Source organism: Amycolatopsis tolypomycina (genome assembly GCF_900105945.1).
Classification (GTDB): Bacteria; Actinomycetota; Actinomycetes; order Mycobacteriales; family Pseudonocardiaceae; genus Amycolatopsis; species Amycolatopsis tolypomycina.
This window is the reverse complement of sequence record NZ_FNSO01000003.1, coordinates 182,333-201,287: the sequence shown is the minus strand read 5'-3', so window position 1 is coordinate 201,287 and position 18,955 is coordinate 182,333. Positions and strand designations below refer to the sequence as shown.

Here is an 18,955-nt window from a genome sequence, read left to right as displayed (position 1 = left end):
TCCTTTCCAGGGTGGCGTGGCGAGGTAGCGCCTGAGACTATCTGGCGCATGGCGCGCCGCGAGAGACACCCGCCAACTGATCAAGAAGCCAAGCCGAAGCCCTACCCTGCCGCTGCCAGCGAGGGGCGTTCCCGCAACATGCGAGCCAATAGGCGCACGGACACCAAGCCAGAGGTGACTCTTCGCAAGGAGCTGCATCGCCTTGGTTATCGGTACCGCAAGGACCTGCCGATAGTGCTCGAAGGGGTGCGTGTTCGTCCGGACATCGTCTTCACGAAGCGAAAGGTCGCGATCTTCGTCGACGGTTGCTTCTGGCACGTCTGCCCGGAACACGGGCGCCACCCGACCAGCAACGAGTGGTACTGGACGCCGAAGCTCCGGCGCAACATGAGCCGTGATCAGCTGGTTACGGAAGCGCTCGTGGAAGCGGGCTGGCGAGTGGTCCGCATCTGGGAACACGTGCCGCTGCGTGATGCCGTCTCGGCTGTCGAGGCCGCGATCTCGTAGCACGAACACGCGTTCGATCTTAGAGACTGCACGTGCAAACGCCTAGCAACATCAGCTTGCGTGTCGTCGCTGCTGCAGGTCAGCCCTCGATGACCCGTCCCTCGATCACCGTCGGCTGGGTTCCTTCGCGCCGGCGCTCCTCCGACGGTGGCACCACCTCGCTGTCCACCACCATCACCGGCCCCCGCCGCTGGTTGGCGAACCGCACCGCCCGCTTCTCCATCCGCCGCAACCACAGCCGCCGAGCCACCGCGCGCGAAGGCGGCAGGATCAACAGCAACCCCAAGACGTCCGAAACGAACCCGGGCACCAGGATCAGCACACCGCCGAGCCCGACCAGCATTCCGTCCGTCAGTTCCTTCTCCGCCGGCCGGCCCGAGCGGGCCGCTGACGTGAACGCCCGCATCGCCTTGGCTCCCTCGCGGCGGGCCAGCCACGAGCCCAGGATCGCTCCCGCCAGGAGGAGGCCCAGCGTGCCGAACACACCCACGGCCGAGCCCACCGCCCAGATCGCGGCGATCTCGGCGAAGACGTAAAGCAGGAACGCGACAGCCATACCCGGTCAACGAACGACCTGTCCGTTTTGCTCCCGGGCCCCCGTGACGGCGACTAGGGTCACCCCTCGTGTCCGACTGGCTGCGCTATCTCCTGATAGCGATCCTGCTGCTCATGGCGGTGATCGTCGTCGCATACGGCCGAAGCCGGAAGAGCGGCGCCGCCCGGACCCGCGACGACGTCGTCGAGGCGGAAGACGTGACGCGGCGGCGGCGGCGGATGGCCGCCTCGGTGCTCGGCTGGCTCGTCCTGGCCATGGTGGTCGTCAGCACCGCCGCCGTCGGGCTGCTGTGGTTCCTCGGGTGGCCGCGGTTCCCGAAGGCCGGCTCCTTCGGCGTCCCGCAAATGCTGGACCTGCTCAAGATCGCGCTCTCGGTCGTCGCCGGCTTCGGGGGTGTCGTGCTGCTTGCCGTCAACTACCGGCGGCAGCGGGTGGCCGAGGACGAGCACGATCTCGACGTCGATCGGGCTCAGCGGGAGGTCGAACAGCGGTTCAACGAGCGGCTCTCGTCCGCCGCCGAACAGCTTGCGCACGAAAGTCCCGCGGTCCGGCTCACCGGCGTCTACGCGCTGGCCGGGCTGGCTGACGACTGGGCGGACAAGCGCCAGGTCTGTGTCGACGTCCTGTGCGGCTACCTCCGGCTGGGCCGCAACTCGGACAAACCCGGCGAGACCGAGATCCGGAACGCCGTGCTGCGCGCCATCCGCGACCGGGTCGTGGAGACCGCGGAACCCTCCTGGCGGGCCCTCGACTTCGACTTCACCGGCCTCGTCTTCGACAACGCGGACTTCGCCGGGTTGAGCTTCGAAGGCGCGGTCGTCTTCGACAACGCCGAGTTCCGCGGCCTCCTGACGTCCTTCGCCCGGACGACGTTCCGCGGCCGCCTGAGCTGCCTGGACACCCGGTTCACCGCCAAGACCACCGTCTTCACCAACGTCGTGTTCGAACGGGCCGCCGTGCACTTCGTCGGGGCCGAGTTCGACGGCGAGGTGCTGGACTTCGGCGACGGCGAGCTGTCCGGGCGGCCCGTCGGCTTCTACGCCTGCCGCTTCCGGGTGCAGCGGATCAACTTCGGCGACTTCTCGATCGCCGCGGGCACCCTGCGGTTCGAACGGTGCGATTTCGCCGATCTCGAACTCGACCTCTCGGGCCGGAGCTACGAATGGTCCGGCGGTGGCGGCGGGTGGTCGAGAGTGGCCCTCTCCGACGTGCGAATGGTGCGCTGCCGCCTGGACCTGAGCTGGTCGGGCGACCGGCACCGGGTGATCACCATCCAGAACGCGGTCCTCGACACCGTCGCGATCGCCGTCGACACCTCCGAGGACGCCGGCCCGCAGCGGCTGATCACCGAAAAGCTCGAGCTCCGCGGCGGCACCACACTGCCGCCGCACCGCGTGCGCACCTAGCCGCAGAACTCCGGCAGCGCGCTGTCCGCCAGCTCGATCGCGCGAAGCGAGCCCACCTCGACCTCCTGTCGCACCGGGCCGGAGCGGACCGTCAGGAACAGCCGCCACGGGATGCGGGTGGCCGGCTTCGCGGGTGGGCAGCTCACGTGGAACCGGACCACGAACTTGATCTTGTGGCCGGCCGGGGCGGTGACCGGCAGCGGGATCAGCTTCGGCGGCGTCAGCCAGTAGAACTCCGTCAGCCACCCCAGCGGCAGCTGGCCGGACTCCTTGACGCTCAGCCCGGCCGGCACCTCCGCCCGCACCGACTCGATCACCACGTCGGCGTCCTCGTCGTTCGAAAGGACTTGCGCGAACTGCAGCCCGGCCTTGCCGGTGCTCGAATGGTTCTCGGTCTCCCCGGTCAGCGGCTGCCAGCCCGGCTCACCCGGCCCCGGCTCCCACGTCAATACGACGACGGTGGCCGCGAGTGCCACGACCACGAGTGCGGCGACCAGCAGCCGCCGCCGCGTCCAGAACCTCGGACGCAGCGGCGGCAGCACCACCGGTGGTGCCGGTTCGAACTCCCCCATGGCCGGACCCTAGCCCCGTGGGGCCCGCCGCGGAGGCAAAACACGCTAGCTCGGCACCTCGTCCAGGTACGCCCGCGCCTGCAGCGTGAACAGCTCCGCGTACCCCGCCTTCGCCGCCATCAGCTCCTCGTGCGTCCCGTACTCCGCCACCTTCCCGTGGTCCAGCAGCAGGATCCGCTCAGCCTGCCGGACCGTCGAGAACCGGTGCGAGATGTACAACGTCGTCCGGCCCTCGGACAACGACCGCAGCCGCGAGAACAGGTCGTGCTCGGCCTGCGCGTCCAGCGCCGACGTCGGCTCGTCGAGGATCAACAGCGGTGCCTCGCGCTGGAAAGCCCGGGCCAACGCGATCTTCTGCCACTCGCCGCCGGACAGCGAGACACCCTGGTCGAACCAGCGGCCCAACGGGCTGTCGTAGCCCGACGGCAGCCGCTCGATGCGCTCGTCCGCGCCCGCCCTGCGGGCCGACTCCTCGATGTGCGGCCGGTCCTCCAGCCGCGCGAGGTCCCCCAAGCCGATGTTCTCCGCCGCCGTGCCCTGGTACGTCACGTAGTCCTGGAACATCGCGCTGATCCGGGTGCGCAGCTCGACCGGGTCGTACTCGCGGATGTCCACGCCGTCGAGGCGAATAACCCCGCCAGTCGGGTCGTACAGCCGGCAGAGCAGCTTGAACAGCGTCGACTTGCCCGCGCCGTTGCGGCCCACCACCGCCACCGTCTCGCCCGGCCGGATCTCGAAGCTGACGTTCTCCAGCGCCGGCTCGTCCGAGCCCGGGTACGCGAACGTCACCGAGTCGAACTCGATGTGACCGTCCACAACGGACGGAAACGGCCGGGGCGCCGGGGGCGCCGTGATCTCCGGCTTCGTGTCCAGGAACCGGTACAGCGTGTCGAGGTACAGGTTGTTCTCGTACATCCCCGAAAACGCCGTGAACAGCCCGGACACCGACGTCTGCACGGACGTCGCCGCGGCCGTGTACAGCGCCAGGTCGCCGAGCGTGAGCCGGCCGCCGACCGCCTCCAGCGCGATGTACAACGCGATCGCCGAGCCCGCGAGCGTGCTCAGGAGTCCCCAGGCCGTCGAGCTGATGTTGCGGTTGATCGTCAGCTTCCGCTGCCGCTCGTACGAAACCAGGCCCAGCCGGCGGAAGCGGTCGACGAAGTACGGGCCGAGCCCGAACAGCTTCGTCTCCTTCGCGTACGTGTCCGTGGTGACCAGCGACGACAGGTAGTCCATCCGCCGCTTGATCGGCGACATCAGGAACGTCAGCCAGAACGCGCGCGAGCCGTACTTGGACTGCGAGATGAACGCCGGGATCGGCGCCACCAGCGCGACCAGGGCCAGCAGCGGGCTGATCGCGACGAGCAGCGCGATCATGCTGCCGAACGTGATCAGCGTCCGCACCAGCCCCAGCGCCGAGTTCATCATCGACAGCGGCCGCGTCGGCGCCTCCTGCGCGGCCTGGCGCAGCATGTCGTAGGACGCCGATCCCTCGAAGTACGCCAGGTGCAGCTCGCTCGCGTGGGCCATGACCTGGTGGCGGATGGTCAGCGTCATCCGTTCCTGCAGCAGCGACTGCGCGATCGACGTCAGCGCGCTGCTGATCGCGGTCGCGGCGAGCACGCCGAACTGGAACAGCGCGACGTTGACGATGTCGCCGGTGGTGCCCTTGCCCTGGATCGCCGCGACGACGGCGTCGAGCAGCAGCTTCGCGACGTACGCGGTCACGGTCGGCAGCAGGCCCGACAGCAGCGTGATCAGCGCCAGGAGGATGGTCAGGACCGGGCTGGCCTGCCAGGTCAGCTTGACGACCTTGGGCAGGCCGCGCACCGTGCCCGCCACGGACGTCTTCGCGCGCTTGAGCCGGGAGCGCAGGTCCTTCGGCTGGTCGTCCTGCTTCGGTTCGGGAATGTCGACGGGCCCGGTGAGCCCGCTTTCCGGCACCGTCACGGCGTGCCGCCGCCGGCCGCGCCGGGCCAGCATGAACTCCATGCCACCCCCACCGCCCGGGATCACTCGGCCCCCACGGCGCCGTGCAGGAAGACGTCGACCACCTGGCGCGTGGTGGGCGCGTCGCCGTCCGCGGCCATCGGGCGGCCGCCGAACAGCAGGGCCAGGTAGAGCGTGGCCAGCTGCTCGGGCGGCAGCCGCAGCCGGTCCTTCTCGGGCGTGAACAGCTCGACGATCGCGCCGCGCATGGCGACCATCGACTCGCGCCGGTTGCCCTTCCAGCTGGCGCGCCGGTCCTTGAGGCGCTGTTCGGGGTCGCGCAGCTTGTGCCGCCCGGACGCGTGCAGGGCGCCCATCAGCGCCCCCATCCGCTCGAGGTGGGCGCCGAGTGCTTCGGCGGCCTCGACGAGCCGGTCGGCCAGGGGCTGGTCCAGGGGGATGTCGGCGATCGCGTCGAGCGCGTGGTCGGGCCGCAGCGCCTCCGCGGTGCAGGCGTCGAAGAGCTCGTCCTTGTCCTTGAACGCGCGGAAGATCGTGCCTTCGCCGATGCCGGCCGCGCGGGCGATCTGGCTGGTCGTGACGTTCGCGCCGTGCTCCACCAGGAGCGGCAGCACCGCGTGCACGATCATGGCGCGCCGGGCTTCGACGCTCATGCCCGGCGCTCGCCGCCGGGTTTCGGGTGCTGGTGTCATGCCACCAGTGTGCGGAGTGAGTGCTCACTCCGTCAACTGGATTGCTCGTGGTCACGGTCCGTGAGAAGTCGTAACGGACCTGGTCATCCCCTCGACTTAGGGGTGGCAAGCGACCGAGGAGAGTGCCGGTGACGCTGTTCGACGAACGCCTGGTCCGGCTCCTGCGGGACGGGCAGCGGTCGCTCTCCGCGCTCGCCGTCCGCGGGCACCACGCCCTCTACGACCACCTCCGCGAGGTCGTGGCCTCGGCGATGAAGGTCGACGCCTTCTACGTGGCGCTGTTCCGCGACCCCGGGCACGTCCTCTACGCCTACCAGTACGACGGCTCGGTCTACGCCCTGCCCGGCCTGCGCGAACTGAACCCGGACGGGCCGACCGGCTGGGTGTTCCGCAACCGCCGGTCCTACCGCTACCGCGACGACGGCGGCGCGGTGCTCGACCGCGGCATCCCGTGGGGTGACCGGGGCCGCCGGTCGGCGGACGCGCTCGTCGTGCCGATGCGCCGGACGGGGACCGACGAGGTCATCGGCGTCGTCTCCGCCCAGGCCTACACGTCGGACTGCTACGGGGACGCCGAGCTGGCCGCGCTGGAATGGCTCGCCGAGGTGCTGGCCCGGATGCTGTCCACCGAGGAGGAGAACCGCCGGTTCCTGGAGACGCTCGACGACGGCGAGCGGCCGGCGGTGACGCGCGTGCTCTCGCGGTCGATGGCCGACCTCGTGGTCGAGCGGGTCTCCGTCGTGCGGGCGGCGGCCGCCGAACTGCGGGACGCGCTCGAGCGGGACGGTCACCCCCTGCTGGAGTCCGCGCGCGAGCTGGTGCGGGAGTGCGAACGGCTCCAGGTCGACACCGCCGAAATGGAGTTCGACTCCTACCGGCAGGCCGCCGAGCGGTTCGAGTCCCTGAGCGCCCGCGAGCGCGAGGTCGCGGCCCTGCTCGCCGAGGGCCTCACGAACGACGAGATCCGGGAACGGCTGCACATCGAGCTGCCCACGGTCAAGACCCACGTCGGCAAGATCCTGCGCAAGTACGGCGTGCGGCAGCGTTCGGCGGCCGCCGCGGAAATCTCCGCCTATCTCGGCAGCGTCCGCCCGCCGGGGTGACTGATACCAAGTATGACGGCCCGGCCGGTTCTTTTTCAGACCATTTAGGACGGACTTGCGCCAGTGGCGCGGTTAAACTTGTTCCGGGAGCGCGAGAGGGGTGCACTGTGTGGTCTTTCCTTGGTGCGTGCCTGCTGGCGTTCATGTGGCTGTTGTTTTCTTTCGGTATCGCCAAATTCGTGCTGTTGCCGCTGGTGAAGTGGCTCCTGCTGTCGGCTTTTTCCGCGTTGGAGGGCGCATCCGGTTACCAGAAAACAATTCGGCAGGGACTCGGTTTTCCGGTGGCCGCCCTGCTCAGCAGGCAGCGGAAGGCCCGGCGCGGCGACGCGGACAGCAAATTCGACATCTTCGTCGTCGAGGTGCTGCTGAGCATCGTGGTCAGTTCGGTGGTGCAGGGGCTCGGAACCACGATCTTGACGGTGTTCGTCGTCGGCGTCCTGGCGGCGATCGGTTTGTGGTGGATCGACTGAACAGGTGAGTGCGTGGTGGCTTTCGAGGTCGAACAAAGCGGCATGCGGTTGCCGTTCGAAGTGCGCGACACCAGCGGTGAGCTGGCCGCGAACGGCGGTTCCGACCTGGGTGACGTGGTCGTCGGCGCCCTGGTCCAAGCGCTCGGGCAGCCCACGATCGCGTTGGCGCGCGCGGTGGTGCTGACGGTCAACCGGGCCTATTCCGAGATTCGGATCGAAATGCAGGGCGCGCGGGCGGACACCCGCATCAAGCTGTTCACCGTGACCGCCCAGCGGTTCAACCAGCACCTCCTGCAGCTCGCCGCGGATCCGCACTGGGACCCGGAGGTGAAGCAGCTGCTGGACCAGGCGCTGCGGGAAGAGCTGCGCAAGGAAATCGCCAAGCTGCGCCGGAACTGACCGGGACGGAGACCATGTCCGAACTCATCCGAAGGACCGGGAACCCCCCGGCCCGAACCGGCAAGAGCCTCGCGGCGAAGGCCGCGGACCTCGTCGCAGACGCCGAGCGCAAGGTGGCCACGGCGAAGCAGGGGGCGCGGGTCGCCCTGTCGATCGCCGAGCTGCGCGCGGAAGCCGAAATCGAGCAGGACCGCCGGGACCGGGGACGCCGGTGACCGACCACCCGCACGACCTCGAAGCGCTGGTGCGCACCCACATCGAGGAGCCGGCCGCGCGGCGGCTCCTCGAGATGCAGGCCGCGGGGCTGATCACCGAAGCGGACAGCGAGGTCTTCCGCGCTTCGGCCCAGCGGTACAAGGAGGCGGCGTTCGCGCAGTACGCCGGGTTCGATCCCGACGTGCGTTCGCAGCTGGTTCAGGCCCTGCTCGCCGACTACGAACGCGAAGTGGCCAGGTTGCTGCAGGAGATCGCCGCCCGGCAGCCCGCGCCGCCGCCGATCACGGCGCAGCCTGCCGAGCCCGCGCCCGAGCGGGATTCGGGACCGCGGCGGTTCCTGCGCGACGCCGTCCAGGGCCTGCGCCGGGCCCGAAAGCAGTGAGGGCCGCCCGAAGGCGGCCCTCACCAGGGGAATCTCAGTACGTCATGGCCATCGCCGGGTCGGCCAGCAACGCGCCGACGTCGGCCAGGAACTCCGAGCCCTGCTGGCCGTCGACCACGCGGTGGTCGAAGCTCAGCGACAGCTGGAGCACCTTGCGGACCTTGATCTCGCCGTCCACGACCCACGGCTGGTCCTTGATCGCGCCGAGGCACAGGATCGCGGACTCGCCCGGGTTGATGATCGGCGTGCCGGTGTCGACGCCGAACACGCCCACGTTGGTGATCGTGATCGTGCCGTTCGCCATGTCCGCCGGCGACGTCTTGCCCTCGCGGGCCGTCTCGGTGAGCTGGGTCAGCGCGTTCGCCAGCTCCTTCAGCGACATCGAGTCGGCGTCGCGGACCTTTGGCACGATCAGGCCGCGCGGGGTGGCCGCGGCGATCCCGAGGTGCACGTAGTCCTTGTAGACGATCTCCTGCGCCGCTTCGTCCCAGACCGCGTTGACGTCCGGCGTCCGCTTCGCCGCCAGGCACACGGCCTTCGCGGCAAACGTCAGCGGCGTGACCTTGACCCCGGCGAACTCCCGCGACTTCTTCAGCTTCTCGCGGAACTCCATCATCGGCGTGACGTCGATGGTCAGGAACTCCGTGACGTGCGGAGCGGTGTACGCGCTCTGCACCATCGCGGCCGCGGTCATCTTCCGGACGCCCTTGATCGGCACCCGCCGCTCACGCGCGCCGCTGTCCACAGTGGACGTGACGACCGGAGTTCCGTTGGCGGCGCGCTCGACGTCGTCGCGGGTGATCACGCCACCCTCGGCGCTTCCGGTCAGCGTGTGCAGATCGACGCCGAGATCCTTCGCGAGCTTCCGCACCGGCGGCTTCGCGAGCGGGACGTACCCGCCGCGAGGCGCAACCGGCTTCGGGGCCGGCTGGGGCGAGCGCCCCAATGTGGCGTTGGGTGCGTTGGACGCACCCAATGTGGCGTTCGGTGCGTTGGACGCAACCAACGCCACATTGGGGCTCTTGCGAGCCCGGCGCTGCGTGACCACGGCCTTGGAGCCGTAGCCGACCAGCGGCTTCATCTCTTCTTCCTCGGCCGGAGCGGGAGCCGGAGCGGCGGCGGGCGCGGGCGCGGCCGCCCCGCCGGGGTCGACGTCGATGGTGAGGATCGGCGTGCCGACCTCCACCGTCTGGCCCGGCTCGACGTGCAGCTCCGTGACGACCCCGGCCCACGGGATCGGCAGCTCGACGGCGGCCTTCGCGGTCTCGATCTCGACCACGATCTGGTTCACCGTCACCGTGTCGCCCGGCTTCACGTGCCAGGACAGGATGTCGGCTTCGGTCAGCCCCTCCGCCGTGTCGGCGAGGGGGAATTGCTTGTACGTGGGCATTGCGCGGAAATCCCCCTTACCAGGCGAGCGAGCGGTCGACGGCGTGCAGCACCCGGTCCAGGTCGGGGAGGTAGTGCTCCTCGAGCTTGGCCGGCGGGTACGGCGTGTCGAACCCGGTCACCCGGAGGACGGGCGCTTCCAGCGAGTAGAAGCACTCCTGCTGGACGCGCGCGGCGATCTCCGACGTCAGCGACGACTCCGACGGCGCCTCCGACAGCGCGATCAGCCGTCCGGTCTTGCGCACCGACTCGAACACCGGGCCGAGGTCCAGTGGCGAGAGCGTGCGCAGGTCGATGACCTCGAGGGACTTGCCTTCGTCCTCGGCCGCGGCGGCCGCGTCGAGGGCGACCTTCACCGACGGGCCGTACGCGACGACCGTCGCCGTCGTGCCTTCGCGGACGACCTGCGACGAGAACACCTGCGCCGGCGTGCCCGTGACGTCGATCTCCGCGCGCAGCGCACCCGAGTGGTACAGCCGCTTCGGCTCGAAGAACAGCACCGGGTCGTCCGACTTGATCGCCTGCTGGATGCCCCAGTAGGCGTCGACGGCGTTCGAAATGGACACGACCTTGAGGCCGGGAATGTGCGCGAACAGCGACTCCGGCGACTCCGAGTGGTGCTCGACCGCGCCGATCCCGCCGCCGAACGGCACCCGGATCACGACCGGCATCTTGATCTTGCCCTGCGTCCGGTAGTGCAGCTTCGCCAGCTGCGAGGAGATCTGGTCGAAGCCGGGGAAGATGAAGCCCTCGAACTGGATCTCGCACACCGGCCGGAAGCCGCGCACGGCCAGGCCGACCGCGGTGCCGATGATGCCGGACTCCGCCAGCGGCGTGTCGAGCACGCGCTGCTCGCCGAAGTCCTTCTGCAGGCCGTCGGTGATCCGGAAGACGCCGCCGAGCTTGCCGACGTCCTCACCCATGATCAGGACCTTCGGGTCTTCTTCCATGGCGCGGCGCAGGCCGAGGTTGAGGGCCTTGCCGATGGTGAGTTTCTGGAGGTCGGTCATCAGTGCTCACCCGCCGAGACGAAGCCGTCGAGGTAGGACAGGAACTCTTCGCGCTGCGCCTCCAGCAGGGGGTTGCCCTCGGCGTAGACGTTGCTGAAGATCCGGTCCGGCGGTGGCTCCGGCATGTTGAACGTGTAGTCGCGCAGGTCGGCGGCGAAGGCGTCGGCGTCGGCCTGGACGCTGTCGAAGAACGCCTGGTCGGCGTAGCCGCCGCGGGCCAGGTACGCGCGGACGCGCTCGATCGGGTCCTTGAGCTTCCACTCCTCCAGCTCGTCGGAGAGCCGGTAGCGGGTGGGGTCGTCGGTCGTCGTGTGCGCGTCCATCCGGTAGGTGAACGCCTCGATCAGCACTGGGCCGTTGCCGTGGCGGCACTCGTCGAGCGCCCAGCGCGACACCGCCAGGCAGGCGAGGACGTCGTTGCCGTCGACGCGGATGCCGGGGAAGCCGTAGCCGCGGGCGCGCTGGTACAGCGGCAGGCGCGACTGGCGCTCGGTCGGCTCGGAGATCGCCCACTGGTTGTTCTGGCAGAAGAACACCAGCGGCGCGTCGTAGACGGCGGCCCAGACGAATCCTTCGTGGACGTCACCCTGCGAAGTCGCGCCGTCTCCGAAGTAGACGATCGTCGCTTCGCCGTCGTCGTCACCGACCTTGCCCTCGAACTTCTGGCCCATCGCGTAGCCGGCGGCGTTGAGCACCTGGTTGCCGATCACGATGGTGTACGGGTGGAACCCGTGGCGCTGGTAGTCCCAGCCGCTGTGGTCCGTGCACCGGAAGATGCCCAGCAGGTCCTTCATGTCGACCCCGCGCGCGTATGCGACGCCGTGCTCGCGGTAGCTGGGGAACGCCATGTCGTGCGCCTTCAGCGCGCGGCCGGAGCCGATCTGCGCGGCTTCCTGGCCGAGCAGCGGGACCCAGATGCCGAGCTGGCCCTGGCGCTGCATGGCGTTCGCCTCGCGGTCGGCCCGCCGGACCAGCACCATGTCGCGGTACAGGCCGCGCAGGGCTTCGGCGTCGACGTCCTCGACGTACTTGTCGAACTGCGGCGAGGGGACCCGTTCGCCTTCGGGGGTGAGCAGCTGAGTCAGCTCAGCGCCACCTTCGCTGGTTGCCCGCAATCCGGCGATCACCTGTTCGGGGGAGGGCTGGGCCGCGACCGCGGCGGGGCCGTCTCCCGGCTCCGGGTGCGTCCACTGTTCGGACGGCATGCGCTGTACTCCTTGGTGTCGGTGCCTCTGGCGGCCGCTTGTGGCGACCACAGCGACTGCACCGGCGGGGACCAGCGCATCGGGTCCGAAGCGCTCGGTCACCGTCGGCGTTGACGGTTCTCGCGGACATCCTGGCACGAAGGTCCGCGCTTTGGTGAGTCACGGATACTGATTTGTTGCTGAGAAAGGGGCCCTGAACAGGGAAAACGTTAGGAAGCCCGAGCATCGGACCTACGAGAGTAGGGAATCGACGCGCGCGCTCACCAGGCGTGGCGCCTTCGGGTGATCACGTGATCACGCGCGTTGGTCGCGACGTTGTGACGTGCCGCACTGTCGGACCCCCGTGGCACGATGGGCCGGGTGGAGCAGAAATCCGTTCGTGAATCCGTCGTGACGTCGTGGACCGGCGACGTCATCCCGAGCCTGTCCGGGCTGGTGGCGATCCCCGCCCTGTCCCCGGCCTTCGACGCCGAGTGGGCGAAGAGCGGCCACCTCGCCGCCGCTGTCGAGCACGTCCGCGCGTGGATCGCCGGGCGCGACCTGCCCGGCGCCACCATCGAGGTCGTGCAGCTCGAAGACCGGACCCCCGTCCTGCTCGTCGACGTCCCGGCGACCCCGGGCGCGGCGGCCGAGGGCACCGTCCTGATGTACGGCCACCTCGACAAGCAGCCCCCGGTCGGCGGCTGGTCCGAGGGCCTCGGCCCGTGGACCCCGGTGATCCGCGACGGCCGCCTGTACGGCCGCGGCTCGGTCGACGACGGCTACTCCGGCTACGCGGCGACCACGGCGATCGAGGCGGTCCACGCGGCCGGCGGCGAGCACGCCCGCATCGTGCTGCTGCTGGAGACCGGCGAGGAGTCCGGCAGCCCCGACCTGCCCGCCTACGTCGAGCACCTGGCCGACCGCATCGGCGACGTCTCCCTGGTGGTCTGCCTCGACGCCGGCGGCAGCGACTACGAGCGGTTGTGGCTGGTCACGAGCCTGCGCGGGATGCTGCACCTCGACGTCAAGGTGCAGCTGCTGGGCTCGGCGCAGCACTCCGGCGTGGCGAGCGGCGTCGTCGCGAGCTCGTTCCGCATCCTGCGTCACCTGATCGAGCGCCTCGAGGACAGCGCGACCGGCGAGCTGCTGCTCGACGAGCTCAAGGTCGAGGTCCCGGCCGACCGGCTGGCCGAGCTCAAGGCCGTCTCGCAGGACTTCCCGGAGGCCCTGTCGAAGGCGTTCCCGCTGGTCGAAGGCGGCCGCGTGATCACCGAAGACGCGCTGGAGCTGATGCTCAACAACGCGTGGCGCCCGACACTGTCGGTCATCGGCGCCGACGGCTTCCCGAAGCCCGCCGACGCCGGCAACGTCCTGCGCGAGAGCACAACGCTGACGCTGAGCTTCCGCCTTCCCCCGACGGCCGACGCCGAGAAGGCGCTCGAAGCGGTGAAGCGCACCCTGACCACGGACGTCCCGTACGGCGCGAAGGTCACGTTCGGCGACAACCCGCAGGCAGAGGACGGCTGGAACGCGCCGACGGAGTCGCCGTGGCTGACAACGGCCCTGCGCACGGTCAGCGACGAGGTCTTCGGCCGCCCCCACCGCGCAACCGGCATGGGCGGCTCGATCCCGTTCATGGGCCTGCTCTCCCGGAAGTTCCCGGAGGCGCAGTTCCTGGTCACGGGCGCGTGCGGGGCCGACTCGAACATCCACGTGCCGGACGAGTGGCTGCACCTGGACTACGCGCAGCAGGTCACCGAGGCGGTGGCGCACATCCTGGACGCCCACGCCCGCGGCTGACCCCGGTTTTCACGCCGGCGCGTTCCGACCTCGGGACGCGCCGGCTTCGGTGTTGCCCCGATCGAGTTGACGTATTACGGTGTAATACGTTGCTGGAGTGAGTGGCGAGTTTTACGACGGAATCCCTCTGGAGCTCCTACTCTTCGAGGAGGTGCGAGTACCGGATCCGACACATCTGCGCCGGTCGCTGCGCTATCGAGGTGCTCTGGACATCGAACCGGAGCACGCGGTCGAGGCGGCGCTGGATCCCCGCCGGTTGGTCGGTCGCGACCCCTCGTCGAGAACCGGTGAGTCGATCCGGGTGGTCGGCTATTCGGCCGGAATGGGGCGCTTGCTGACGGTGGTCCTGCTGCCGGACCGGCATCCGCCGGACGGTGTGTGGCAGATCGCGACGGCTTGGCCCACGGACAAGCGGGTCCGGCAGGCTTACCAAGGACTTTGGGAGGTTTCGTGATCACGAACGAAGAACTTCTCGCACGCGTGGCAGAGGCGGCTGAGGCCGATCCGGACGCCGATGCCGAGGTCGACTGGGTGCGACACCAGCGGCCGGCCAAGAACCCCACTGCCGTCTACAGCGTGCGCATCCCGGTTGATCGGATCGAGGAGCTGCGGCAGCTCGCCGCGGGCCGCGGCGTTCAACCCACCGCGTTGATCCGGACCTGGGTGCTCGCCCAGCTCGACGCCGCCAAGGGCGGGGACGAGGAGGCGCGGAAGTGGGAAAACGACGTCCGCGCCACCATCGACCACCTGCGGAGCCTGCTCGACGAGCGAACGGCCTAGGCCAGCCGGGTCAGGTGGACCGAGACGTCCAAAGTGGACTGCCCACCCCCGGTGAAGATGCCCTTCAACGGCGCCACGTCCGCGTAGTCCCGCCCCATCGCCACCCACACGTGCCGCGGGCCGACCGGGATCGCGTTCGTCGGGTCGTACGCCCACCAGCCGCCGGTCCAGACGTCGACCCAGGCGTGGGACTCGCCCTCGACCACCTCGCCGAGCTTCGCGTCCGGCTTGGTGTGCAGGTACCCCGACACGTACCGCGCCGGCACGCCGATCGCCCGCAGCATCACCAGCGTCACGTGCGCGAAGTCCTGGCACACGCCTTCGCGCGCCTGCCACGCGTCCGTTGCCGTCGAGTGGACGCCCGTCGTGCCCGGCTGGTACTTGAGCTGCTTGTTCACCCACTCGCACACCGCCAGCACCGCCTCCGCCGGGTCCAGCCCGCGACGCAGCGAGCGGGCTTCGCGCGCCAACGTCACGTCCCGCGGGGTGTAGTCGGTCGGGCTCAGGTACTCGGTGCGGTGGTCGATCACCGTCTCGGACCGCAGGTCCTTCCACGACGCCGTGCGGATCGGCTCGGCCTCGTCCGCCGTCTCGACCACCGACGTCGCCAGCACCGTGAACTCCGTGTGCGGCGCGTGGAGGTCGAACGACGTCACGACCGTGCCCCAGTAGTCCGTGTACCGGTAGGCGCGGGTCGCCGGCGTCGTCTCGATGCGGGTCGCCACCGTCGTCTGGCGGCGGTCCGAGCGCGGGGTCAGCCGCGCCTCGTTGTACGACTGCGTCGCCGGTGTCGCGTACCGGTACCCGGTCCGGTGCGCCACGCGCAGCTGCCACGTCACAGCGAAACCTCCGCACCGCTCCACGCCACCCACGGCGACGTGCTGAAGTACTGCAACGACACCGCTTCCCCGATCTCCTTGATCGTCGTCTGCAACCCGCCGAGCCGCCGCGGCAGGTCGGTCAGCAGGTCCGACGGCCGCAGGAACTCCAGCTCGCTGCGGGCCCGGCCGAGCTGGCGCAGGGCCTCCGACTTCTCGTTGCTGCGCGAGCCGCCGCCCGGGTCGAGCCGCTGCAGGCACTCCTCGGCCTGCCGCAGCGCGTGGAACACCGAGCGCGGGAACAGCGTGTCCCGCAACAGGAACTGCACGACGCGGCCGGCGTCCAGCGCGCCCCGGTAGGTGCGCAGGTAGGTGTCCTGCGCGCCGGCCGAGCGCAGCACCGTGATCCAGCCCGGCGAAGACGCGCGGTCGGCGACCCGGGACAGCAGCAGCCGCACCACCATGTCGGCGCGTTCGATCGAACGGCCCAGCACCATGAACAGCCAGCCGTCGTCGCGCGACATCGTCGAGTCGGCGAGGCCGGCGAACATCGCCGCGCGCTCCTCGACGAACGACAGGAACGCGTGCGGGCCGGCGCGCCGGGCGTAGCGCTGCCGGTCCGGCACCGCGTTCCACGTCGCGTTCAAGCACTCCCACAGCTCGGTCGAGACGACCTCGCGGGCGCCGCGCGTGTTCTCGCGCGCCGAGTTGATCGAGCCGACGATCGACGCCGGGTTGTCCTTCGCGTACGCCACCAGCTCGGTCAGCTTCCAGACGTCGAGGGGCTCGCCGTCCGGGGTGTCGATGCCCAGGACGGCCAGCAGCTGGCGGCTCGCGTGGTCCGGGTCGACGGTCGCGTCTTCGAGCAGCTGGTGGACCGAGACGTTGAGGATCCGGGAGGTGTCGTCGGCGCGTTCGACGTACCGGCCGATCCAGTACAGCGACTCCGCGTTGCGGGCGAGCATGCGAAACCTCCCTAGCTCTGCTGTTGCTGCTGCTGTTGCTGGGACGTCGTCAGCTCGGGCCCCTGCTCGGCGGCCAGGCCGTCCACAGTGGACATCGCGCCGAGCGCGGGCTGCTCCAGCTCGCGCTCGGCCGTCGACGCCCGGGACGCGAGCACCCAGGTGTCCTTCGAGCCGCCGCCCTGCGACGAGTTGACGACCAGGCTGCCCTCCGGCAGCGCCACCCGGGTCAGGCCGCCGGGGAGGACGAAGATCTCCTTGCCGTCGTTGACGGCGAAGGGCCGCAGGTCGACGTGCCGCGGCGCGAGCCGGTCGTCCACCTTGGCCGGCACCGTCGAGAGCTGGACCACCGGCTGCGCGATCCAGCCGCGCCGGTTCGCGCGGACCTTCCGCCGCAGCGTGTCGAGCTCCTTCTTCGACGCGTCCGGGCCGAACACGATCCCGTACCCGCCCGAGCCCTCGACCGGCTTGACGACCAGCTCGTCGAGGTGGGCCATGACGTGGTCGAACTCGTCCGGCAGCCAGCAGCGGAAGGTGTCCACGTTGGGCAGCAGCGGCTTCTCGTTCAGGTAGTACTTCACCATCTCCGGCACGTAGGTGTAGACGAGCTTGTCGTCGCCGACGCCGTTGCCGATCGCGTTCGCGACGACGACGTTGCCCGCGCGGGCCGCGTTCTGGACGCCGGCGATGCCGAGCACCGAGTCCGGCCGGTAGTGCACCGGATCGAGGAACTCGTCGTCGATCCGCCGGTAGATGACGTCGACCTGCCGCTCGCCCTCGGTGGTCCGCAGGTAGACGACGTTGTCGCGGCAGAACATGTCGCGGCCTTCGACGAGCTCGACGCCCATCAGGCGAGCCAGCAGCGAGTGCTCGAAGTACGCCGAGTTGTGCACGCCGGGGGTCAGCACGACGACCGTCGGGTCGGCGACGTTCGCCGCGGCCGCCGCGCGCAGCGCCCGGAGCAGGTGCGACGCGTAGTCGCCGACCGGTCGCACGCGGTGCTGGGCGAACAGGTCCGGGAAGACCCGGGCCATCGTCCGCCGGTTCTCCATCACGTACGACACCCCGGACGGGTTGCGGAGGTTGTCCTCCAGCACGCGGAACGTGCCCTCCTCGTCACGCACCAGGTCCACGCCGGACACGTGGATGCGCACGCCGTTCGGCGGGGTGATGCCGAAGGCCTCGCGGTGGAAGTGCTCGCACGAGGTGATCAGCCGCCGCGGCAGCACGCCGTCGCGCAGGATCTGCCGGTCGCCGTAGACGTCGGCGAGGAACGCCTCGAGCGCGCGGACGCGCTGGGCGACGCCGCGCTCGAGCTTCGTCCACTCGGCGGCCTGGATCACCCGCGGCACCAGGTCCAGCGGGAACGGCCGCTCCTGCCCGGACAGCGAGAACGTGATGCCCTGGTCGACCATCGCCCGGTCGAGGGCCTGGGAGCGGGACTGCAGGTCGTGCGCGTCGAGGGCCGCGATCGACTCGTAGAGGGCCCGGTACGGGCCGCGGACCGTGCCGTCGGCGGCGAACATCTCGTCGTAGGCGCCGGCGTGCGGCCGCTCCGGCGAGAGGTATCCCTCGAACCGGTCGCCCGGACGGGTGATCCGGCTGGTCGCCGCCTTCCTCGCGCGTCGACCGGACGGGGGCAGCCGCGGCGGGGTGGCGTTCATGGTCGACATCCTTACGCACGGCGTGGCCGGGACGCGACACTCGCGCTTCGCTCTAAACATCGCCGTAACTTCACGGTGCTGTGCTTTGGTATGGATGAGTGGCAATATGCGTGCTCTCAGAACCTGAGAACTACGAGGAGTGACGACGTGGCCCGAGGAACCCAGCTCAAGGCGATCGCCCTGCTGCCTGCGTTCGCCCTGGTCGGCTTGACCGTGGCGTGCGGCGCGGGAGGGAGCGGTGCGGGCAACGTCGGCACCAGCAGCTCCTCGTCTGCCCCGGGCACCGGATCGGGTGACGTGGGTGCGGTCGCCAAGGACGACGCGCTGGCCGCCATGGTGCCCGCCGACGTGAAGTCCGACGGCAAGATCGTGGTCGGCCAGGACCAGAGCTACCCGCCGAACGAGTTCGTCGACAACGGCAAGCCGGCCGGCTTCGACGTCGACCTCGGCACCGCCATCGGCCAGGTGCTCGGCGTGCAGATGGACTTCCAGAACGCTTCGTTCGACGGGATCATCCCCGGCGTCGGCGCCAAGAAGTACGAGCTGGCGATGTCGTCGTTCAGCATCAACGCCGAGCGGCTGCAGTCGGTCGACATGATCTCCTACTACAGCGCGGGCACCTCGCTGGCCGTGCTGAAGGGCAACCCGGACGGCCTGAAGCTCGACGACCTCTGCGGCAAGAAGATCGCCGTCCAGAAGGGCACCACCCAGGTCGAGGACCTCGACAAGAAGAACGCCGCCTGCACCGGCGCGGGCAAGCCCGCCATCGAGGTCACGCAGCTGCAGGCCCAGACCGACGTCAACCTGGCCCTCACCGCCAAGCGCGTGCAGGGCGAGCTGGCCGACTCCCCGGTCATCGACTACGCGGTCAAGCAGACGAACGGCCAGCTCGAGTCGGTCGGCGCGCCGTACGACACGGCGCCGTACGGCATCGTGCTGCCGAAGAACAGCGGTGACTACGGCAAGGCCATCCAGGGCGCGATCCAGAAGCTGATCGACAGCGGTGCGTACAAGAAGATCCTGGACAAGTGGGGTCTCAACGCCGCCGGCGCGGTCACCAAGTCGGAGATCAACCCGGCCTCCTGAGATAGG

The 18,955-nt window shown here is 69.8% G+C and carries 21 protein-coding genes; 11 read left to right on the top strand and 10 right to left on the bottom strand.

Going from position 1 to position 18,955, the window contains the following annotated elements; genetic code table 11:
• Nucleotides 1-48: 48 nt before the first annotated feature.
• The gene (locus BLW76_RS06520) at nucleotides 49-507 is read left to right on the top strand and encodes a very short patch repair endonuclease (protein WP_091304945.1); all 459 of its coding nucleotides are present in this window, start codon (nucleotides 49-51) and stop codon (nucleotides 505-507) included.
• A gap of 79 nt (nucleotides 508-586) precedes the next feature.
• On the opposite strand, the gene BLW76_RS06515 is transcribed toward BLW76_RS06520, so the two are convergent.
• Nucleotides 587-1,063, bottom strand: a complete 477-nt coding sequence (locus BLW76_RS06515; RefSeq protein WP_091304944.1) for an FxsA family protein — start codon at nucleotides 1,061-1,063, stop codon at nucleotides 587-589.
• A gap of 68 nt (nucleotides 1,064-1,131) precedes the next feature.
• On the opposite strand from BLW76_RS06515, the gene BLW76_RS06510 reads away from it, so the two are divergent.
• Complete coding sequence (locus BLW76_RS06510; RefSeq protein WP_091304943.1) at nucleotides 1,132-2,469, top strand: hypothetical protein; 1,338 nt, start codon at nucleotides 1,132-1,134, stop codon at nucleotides 2,467-2,469.
• Here BLW76_RS06510 and BLW76_RS06505 read toward each other — a convergent pair.
• From BLW76_RS06505 to BLW76_RS06495, 3 genes are read right to left on the bottom strand one after another with little or no spacing between them, the layout of a single operon-like run.
• The gene (locus tag BLW76_RS06505; protein ID WP_091304942.1) at nucleotides 2,466-3,041 is read right to left on the bottom strand and encodes a hypothetical protein; all 576 of its coding nucleotides are present in this window, start codon (nucleotides 3,039-3,041) and stop codon (nucleotides 2,466-2,468) included. The genes BLW76_RS06510 and BLW76_RS06505 overlap by 4 nt on opposite strands.
• A 45-nt stretch (nucleotides 3,042-3,086) precedes the next feature.
• Entirely contained in the window at nucleotides 3,087-5,033 is a 1,947-nt protein-coding gene (locus BLW76_RS06500) for an ABC transporter ATP-binding protein (protein ID WP_091304941.1), read from the bottom strand.
• 20 nt (nucleotides 5,034-5,053) lie between these two features.
• A complete protein-coding gene (locus BLW76_RS06495) occupies nucleotides 5,054-5,644 on the bottom strand; it encodes a TetR/AcrR family transcriptional regulator (RefSeq protein WP_091304940.1) in 591 nt (196 codons plus the stop codon).
• A gap of 167 nt (nucleotides 5,645-5,811) precedes the next feature.
• On the opposite strand from BLW76_RS06495, the gene BLW76_RS06490 reads away from it, so the two are divergent.
• From BLW76_RS06490 to BLW76_RS06470, 5 genes are all read left to right on the top strand, one after another.
• Complete coding sequence (locus BLW76_RS06490; protein ID WP_091304939.1) at nucleotides 5,812-6,786, top strand: LuxR C-terminal-related transcriptional regulator; 975 nt, start codon at nucleotides 5,812-5,814, stop codon at nucleotides 6,784-6,786.
• A gap of 107 nt (nucleotides 6,787-6,893) precedes the next feature.
• Entirely contained in the window at nucleotides 6,894-7,256 is a 363-nt protein-coding gene (locus tag BLW76_RS06485) for a hypothetical protein (RefSeq protein WP_091304938.1), read from the top strand.
• Between the two features lie 12 nt (nucleotides 7,257-7,268).
• Nucleotides 7,269-7,655, top strand: a complete 387-nt coding sequence (locus BLW76_RS06480; protein WP_091304937.1) for a hypothetical protein — start codon at nucleotides 7,269-7,271, stop codon at nucleotides 7,653-7,655.
• A 14-nt stretch (nucleotides 7,656-7,669) separates the two neighbouring features.
• Nucleotides 7,670-7,870, top strand: coding sequence for a hypothetical protein (locus tag BLW76_RS06475; protein WP_091304936.1), 201 nt, complete (start codon nucleotides 7,670-7,672; stop codon nucleotides 7,868-7,870).
• Nucleotides 7,867-8,253 (top strand): hypothetical protein, encoded by a 387-nt coding sequence (locus BLW76_RS06470; protein WP_091304935.1) that lies wholly within the window; start codon nucleotides 7,867-7,869, stop codon nucleotides 8,251-8,253. Before BLW76_RS06475 ends, BLW76_RS06470 begins: the two co-directional genes overlap by 4 nt.
• Before the next feature lie 34 nt (nucleotides 8,254-8,287).
• On the opposite strand, the gene BLW76_RS06465 is transcribed toward BLW76_RS06470, so the two are convergent.
• Genes BLW76_RS06465 through pdhA form a run of 3 tightly spaced genes read right to left on the bottom strand, consistent with a single transcriptional unit; the run spans nucleotide 8,288 to nucleotide 11,857 of the window.
• Nucleotides 8,288-9,643: a dihydrolipoamide acetyltransferase family protein gene (locus tag BLW76_RS06465; protein WP_091304934.1), complete on the bottom strand. Its 1,356-nt coding sequence runs from the start codon at nucleotides 9,641-9,643 to the stop codon at nucleotides 8,288-8,290.
• A 16-nt stretch (nucleotides 9,644-9,659) separates the two neighbouring features.
• A complete protein-coding gene (locus BLW76_RS06460; protein ID WP_091304933.1) occupies nucleotides 9,660-10,652 on the bottom strand; it encodes an alpha-ketoacid dehydrogenase subunit beta in 993 nt (330 codons plus the stop codon).
• The gene (pdhA, locus tag BLW76_RS06455; RefSeq protein ID WP_091304932.1) at nucleotides 10,652-11,857 is read right to left on the bottom strand and encodes a pyruvate dehydrogenase (acetyl-transferring) E1 component subunit alpha; all 1,206 of its coding nucleotides are present in this window, start codon (nucleotides 11,855-11,857) and stop codon (nucleotides 10,652-10,654) included. Before pdhA ends, BLW76_RS06460 begins: the two co-directional genes overlap by 1 nt.
• A gap of 351 nt (nucleotides 11,858-12,208) precedes the next feature.
• Here pdhA and BLW76_RS06450 point away from each other — a divergent pair, with 351 nt between their 5' ends.
• The 3 genes from BLW76_RS06450 (at nucleotide 12,209) to BLW76_RS06440 (ending at nucleotide 14,419) form a co-directional block, all read left to right on the top strand.
• Nucleotides 12,209-13,639 carry a M20/M25/M40 family metallo-hydrolase gene (locus BLW76_RS06450; RefSeq protein WP_091304931.1) on the top strand — a complete coding sequence of 477 codons (1,431 nt, stop codon included), beginning with the start codon at nucleotides 12,209-12,211 and terminating at the stop codon, nucleotides 13,637-13,639.
• A 97-nt stretch (nucleotides 13,640-13,736) separates the two neighbouring features.
• Entirely contained in the window at nucleotides 13,737-14,093 is a 357-nt protein-coding gene (locus tag BLW76_RS06445; protein WP_091304930.1) for a hypothetical protein, read from the top strand.
• A gap of 26 nt (nucleotides 14,094-14,119) precedes the next feature.
• Entirely contained in the window at nucleotides 14,120-14,419 is a 300-nt protein-coding gene (locus BLW76_RS06440; protein ID WP_143060543.1) for a hypothetical protein, read from the top strand.
• On the opposite strand, the gene BLW76_RS06435 is transcribed toward BLW76_RS06440, so the two are convergent.
• Genes BLW76_RS06435 through BLW76_RS06425 form a run of 3 tightly spaced genes read right to left on the bottom strand, consistent with a single transcriptional unit; the run spans nucleotide 14,416 to nucleotide 17,872 of the window.
• A complete protein-coding gene (locus BLW76_RS06435; protein WP_091304928.1) occupies nucleotides 14,416-15,258 on the bottom strand; it encodes a transglutaminase family protein in 843 nt (280 codons plus the stop codon). The genes BLW76_RS06440 and BLW76_RS06435 overlap by 4 nt on opposite strands.
• A complete protein-coding gene (locus BLW76_RS06430) occupies nucleotides 15,255-16,202 on the bottom strand; it encodes an alpha-E domain-containing protein (RefSeq protein ID WP_091304927.1) in 948 nt (315 codons plus the stop codon). Before BLW76_RS06430 ends, BLW76_RS06435 begins: the two co-directional genes overlap by 4 nt.
• Nucleotides 16,203-16,213: 11 nt before the next feature.
• On the bottom strand, nucleotides 16,214-17,872 hold the full coding sequence (locus BLW76_RS06425) for a circularly permuted type 2 ATP-grasp protein (protein WP_091304926.1): 1,659 nt from the start codon (nucleotides 17,870-17,872) through the stop codon (nucleotides 16,214-16,216).
• A 138-nt stretch (nucleotides 17,873-18,010) separates the two neighbouring features.
• On the opposite strand from BLW76_RS06425, the gene BLW76_RS06420 reads away from it, so the two are divergent.
• Complete coding sequence (locus BLW76_RS06420) at nucleotides 18,011-18,949, top strand: ABC transporter substrate-binding protein (RefSeq protein ID WP_208613229.1); 939 nt, start codon at nucleotides 18,011-18,013, stop codon at nucleotides 18,947-18,949.
• Nucleotides 18,950-18,955 lie beyond the last annotated feature (6 nt).